The organism is Natronomonas sp., from assembly GCF_036625485.1.
Taxonomy (GTDB): Archaea; Halobacteriota; Halobacteria; order Halobacteriales; family Haloarculaceae; genus Natronomonas.
In genome coordinates, this window is sequence record NZ_JAZKTR010000177.1 from 1 (window position 1) to 4,443 (window position 4,443).

Here is a 4,443-nt window from a genome sequence, read left to right on the forward strand (position 1 = left end):
GCGCCGACGATGGGCGCGGTGACGCCGTCCCGATGCATGAGCCACGCCAGCGCGGTCTGGGCGGGCGAGGCGTCGACCTCGTCGGCGACCGCATCGAGTTCGTCGTGGACGTCGAAGTTCGCATCGGTGAGATACGACTCCTGGAAGCGACTGGATTCGGCGGCCCGCGACTGGCCCGTGAGACCCTCTTCGCGGTCGTATTTGCCCGTCAGGAAGCCCTGTCCGAGCGGACTCCAGGGGCAGACGGCGAGGCCGTACTCGCGAGCCATTTCGAGATAGTCGCCCTCGATCTCCCGGTCGACGAGGTTGTAGCGCGGCTGGGTGACGGTGAACGGTTCCCAGCCCTCGCGTTCGGCGATCTCGTTGGCCCTGGCGACCTTCCAGGCGTTCGGTCGAAGCGTCGAGGCACCGAGGTAGTGGACCTTGCCGTCCTCGACGAGGCCGTTGAGCGTCTTCATCATCTCGCGGGCGGGCGTCTGGTCGTCCCAGCGGTGGATGTAGAGGACGTCGACGTAGTCCGTGTCGAGTCGGTCCAGCAGGGCATCGATGCGGTGGCGGACGCTCTTACGGTTCGTCCCGCGGCTGTTGGGGTCGCCCGATCGGGTCTGCCAGTAGATCTTCGAGGCGATGGTGTAGCGCTCGCGGTCGCGGTCGGCCAGCCAGTCGCCGATCCACTCCTCGGCGACGCCGCCGCCGTAGATGTCGGCGGTGTCGATGAAGCGGCCGCCGGCGGCCTCGTAGGCGTCGAGGAGTTCGTGACCGCGCTCCTCGCTGATTTCGAGGTTTCCTTCCTCGGTTTCGCGGCCGAAGCGCCACGTTCCGAACTGGAGTTCGCTGGTCTGGAGACCCGTCTCGCCCAACTGGACGAAATCGAGGTCGAGGTCGTCGAGTGACATGGTCGAGGATACACGCGACGGCCGCAAAAGCATTCATACTGTCGGACGTAACTGCTCGAATCGCGGCCTCGTTCCGCACGGGCGACACCTGCGTTTCGGACACCGCCGCGATTCGAATGGTTACCGACTTACGTCCGACAGTATCAGCATCCGGAAAGGTCGCTCGACGCCACACCGGCGGGCCGTTACAGCGTCGGATGGCCGTCGACGAATTCCAAGAGATCGTCCTTGGTCCCCGTCTCCCCGGTCGCGACGTAGTAACTGGCACAGGCGTTGCCAAGCGCGAGCGCGGCATCGAGGTCGGCGCCGACCGCGAGCCCGTGAAGGAACCCGGCACCGAAGCGGTCCCCGCCTCCGGTGTTGCGGGTCGCGTGGTCGATATCGAAGTTCGGAACGATCGTGGTTCCGTCAGCGTGGGCGGCGTAGGCGGCCTCAGCCTCGTGAACGACGACCGTCGAGATACCGACCGCGTGCCGGACTACCGCCGTTTCGGCCTCGACGCCGAGCGCGTCAGCGAACCCCACCAGCTCCCTCCGGTTAACGCTGAGTGCGGTATCGATACCGTCGTCGAGCGTCGCGAGCGCATCGGCGAGGCCGCGAACGGCGTCCGGGTCGGCGGTCGTCAGGTCGCCGGGGTCGAACACGAACGCGTTCCCGTCGAGTTCGCCGGCGAGCGTGTACAGCGCGCCGGTCATCCCGTCGACGGAGACCCAGTTGGCACAGAAGTAGCCGTCGGCGTTGGGCAGGGTCTCGAAGGACTCGGGGGTCCATCCCGCCACGTCCTCGCTGATCGAGACGTACAGGAGGTCACCGTCGGTGAACTCGTGGATGTGAACGCGGCTCGGCTGGCCGTGGGAGTACGATTCGAACGGGAGGTCGAGTCGGTGGTGGTCCAGACAGGCGTCGAGACGGATCTCGTCGCCGAGGGCGTAGGCCTGTTGGGCGGCGTTGACCGCCTGCCCGCCCGGTTCGACGACGCGCTCCTCGAGGTGGAACGCCTGCGAGCGGGCACCGGTGAGCCGGTCTCTGAGCCCCGCTTTCGAGAGGTGGCTCCCGTCGGCAGCGCGCACCCGAGAGAAGATATCGAGACTGCCGTCGGGAAAGGCGGCGAGGCGAGGGGACGACTCCAACAGCGACGACACCGCATCGTACATACCGGAGCGTCGTGCCAGCCGTCAAAAGGCCTGCCGGCTTTATATGCCGCCCCCTGTAACTGTCGGGTATGTCGATACTCGTTCCCATCGACGGGTCACCCCCGTCCGAGGCGGCGCTGGAACACGCCTTCGAACAGTTCCCGACCGAATCCATCACCGCGCTGTACGTGATGGACCCCGTCGACGGCGCGACGGCGTGGGGGCCCGGCAGCGCCGACGACTGGCTCGCAGCCGCCGAGGAACGCGCCGAAACCGTCCTCGCCGGCGCGAAGGACGCGGCCGCCGACGCCGGCGTCGACGTCACGACCGAATCGACCGTCGGCCGGCCGGCACGCGCCATCGTCGACTACGCCGACGAACAGGAGATCGACCACATCGTCATCGGGAGCCACGGCCGGGACGGTATCTCTCGCGTCCTGCTCGGTAGCGTGGCCGAAACGGTCGTTCGCCGCTCGCCCGTCCCCGTGACGGTCATCCGCCCCGAGAACTGATACTGGCAGTCGTAGTCCTTTTTCGGTATCCACCGGCCCGCACCCACGGCCGGAGCTTTATATACCGATTCGACGCAGACCCCCTATGGGAATCCTGGCGAACCTCAAAACGGGATGGACGCTGTCGATGGACAGCCTCTCGGTCCTTCGGGAACACCCGAAGCTACTGGCGTTTCCCGCCATCAGCGGCGTCGCGACGGGACTGTTCTTCGTCTTCCTCTATATCGGCGTCTTCGTCGGCGAACTCATCGGCGGCGGCGTCGAATACGTCGCGCTGTTCGTCCTCTACTTCGTGACGACGTTCGTCGCCTCCTTTTTCACCGCCGCGCTGGTGCATGCGGTCAACGACACCTTCCACGAGCGGGAGCCATCGATCCGCCGGTCGTCCCGTGCCGCGTGGCGGATGAAAGGCACCATCGCAGTGTGGTCGGCCATCGCCGCCGTCGTGAGCCTCATCATCCAGCAGCTGGAGGAATCCGACAACCCGCTGTCGGGGCTCGTGGCGTCGCTGTTCTCGGTCGGTTGGGCCGTGACGACGTTCTTCATCATCCCCGTCATCGTCTTCGAGGACGTCGACCTCGGGTCGATGTTCACCAGAAGCGCCGAGACGTTCACGGACACGTGGGGCGAGACGCTCGGCGCCGGCCTCGGCCTCGGCATCATCCAGCTCCTGCTCGCGCTCGGCGCTATCGCCATCGCTGCCCTGATCGCTCTCGTCATCGCGACGGTATCGCCGGCCGCCGGCATCGGCGTCGGCATACTGGTCGTCGTCTTCGGCCTGCTGGCGGCCTACCTCATCGGCCAGACCATCCGCGGCATCGCCAAGACGGCGCTGTATCTCTACGCCCGCGAGGGCTCGGTGCCCGAGCAGTTCACCGACTTCGATTTCGAGACGCTCGGCGGCCGCGCCGAACACGAGGGGACGCCGAGCCACGAACGCGTCGAGGGCTGACGCGTTCCGTGAAACCCCACCGTCCGAACCGCCGTACGGCCACGGATCGAAACCCATAAAGTCGACACACCCCCACAATCGAATGAGCCGAGGTAGCCTAGCCTGGCCAAGGCGGTTGCTTCGAGAGCAACTGTCCTCACGGACTCAGGAGTTCAAATCTCCTCCTCGGCGTTCTCAACCTTCCACATCGACCAGCCACGGGCCTGCGATTCTTTCGGCAAATATCGCCACACTCATTCCCGAACCACTCGCAGTCCGGGTATGAACGTCGTCGAGAACACCCTCGGTGCGAGCATCGAGGCCTTTCTCGCCCGCCCGCTGTTCGGCCATCTCGCCACCGCGGCGCCCGAAGGCGCCCGTGAATCGCCCGTCTGGTACCTCTGGGAGGACGACGCCGCCTGGATTCTCGGGGATTCCTCGACCGACACCTTCCCCGACCGCGTCGAGAAACACTCCGGGTGTGCCCTCGGGGTCGTCGATTTCGACGCCGAGCGCGGCCTCGTCCAGCACGTCGGCATCCGCGGGACCGGCACCGTCGAACCCTTCAATCGCGACCTCGCCGAGCGACTGCTGGCCCGGTATCTCGGCCCCGACCGTCACGACTGGGATTCCCGTTTCTCGGGCTACGTCGCCGACCCCACCGACACCGCGCTCCTGGTTCGGATAGAACCCGAGTCCGTCGTCGCCCGAGATCAGTCCTACGCGCCCGCCCCTGTTCGAAACGGGCACTAGGCACATTCTGAGATTGGTTTGGTTTATAAATCGAATTCGGCGACAGCGGGACCGCAAACAGCCGGAAATCCCTCGGCCATACCGAGACGCTCGCTTCGCTCGCGTCTCGCACGCCTCGCCCTTTCAGTCCACCAGGGCCGCACAGCCCTGCCCTTCCCCGGGTTGCGCGGGCTGGGAGACGGCGAAGCCGTCTCCATTCGAGGCGGCCGCAGGCCGCC

Annotated in this window: 5 protein-coding genes and 1 tRNA gene; 4 read left to right on the forward strand and 2 right to left on the reverse strand. The window is 66.3% G+C overall.

Going from position 1 to position 4,443, the window contains the following annotated elements:
• A partial coding sequence (locus V5A53_RS13120) for an aldo/keto reductase (RefSeq protein ID WP_332314069.1) occupies positions 1-896 on the reverse strand: 896 nt, incomplete at its 3' end.
• 185 nt (positions 897-1,081) lie between these two features.
• Positions 1,082-2,050, reverse strand: coding sequence for a PfkB family carbohydrate kinase (locus tag V5A53_RS13125; RefSeq protein ID WP_332314070.1), 969 nt, complete (start codon positions 2,048-2,050; stop codon positions 1,082-1,084).
• A 68-nt stretch (positions 2,051-2,118) separates the two neighbouring features.
• On the opposite strand from V5A53_RS13125, the gene V5A53_RS13130 reads away from it, so the two are divergent.
• The 4 genes from V5A53_RS13130 to V5A53_RS13145 all read left to right on the forward strand — a co-directional run bounded on the left by V5A53_RS13130 (position 2,119) and on the right by V5A53_RS13145 (position 4,225).
• Entirely contained in the window at positions 2,119-2,541 is a 423-nt protein-coding gene (locus V5A53_RS13130; RefSeq protein ID WP_332314071.1) for a universal stress protein, read from the forward strand.
• A gap of 85 nt (positions 2,542-2,626) precedes the next feature.
• Entirely contained in the window at positions 2,627-3,493 is an 867-nt protein-coding gene (locus tag V5A53_RS13135) for a DUF6159 family protein (RefSeq protein WP_332314072.1), read from the forward strand.
• Between the two features lie 86 nt (positions 3,494-3,579).
• Positions 3,580-3,664, forward strand: a tRNA-Ser gene (locus V5A53_RS13140).
• A gap of 90 nt (positions 3,665-3,754) precedes the next feature.
• Positions 3,755-4,225: a pyridoxamine 5'-phosphate oxidase family protein gene (locus tag V5A53_RS13145; RefSeq protein ID WP_332314073.1), complete on the forward strand. Its 471-nt coding sequence runs from the start codon at positions 3,755-3,757 to the stop codon at positions 4,223-4,225.
• The last annotated feature ends 218 nt before the right edge of the window (positions 4,226-4,443 follow it).

Excerpts from the sequence above, each read along its gene's own strand:
- V5A53_RS13125 (WP_332314070.1), bottom strand. The coding sequence starts at position 2,050 with ATGTACGATGCGGTGTCGTCGCTGTTGGAGTCGTCCCCTCGCCTCGCC.
- V5A53_RS13130 (WP_332314071.1), top strand. The coding sequence starts at position 2,119 with ATGTCGATACTCGTTCCCATCGACGGGTCACCCCCGTCCGAGGCGGCG.
- V5A53_RS13135 (WP_332314072.1), top strand. The coding sequence starts at position 2,627 with ATGGGAATCCTGGCGAACCTCAAAACGGGATGGACGCTGTCGATGGAC.
- V5A53_RS13145 (WP_332314073.1), top strand. The coding sequence starts at position 3,755 with ATGAACGTCGTCGAGAACACCCTCGGTGCGAGCATCGAGGCCTTTCTC.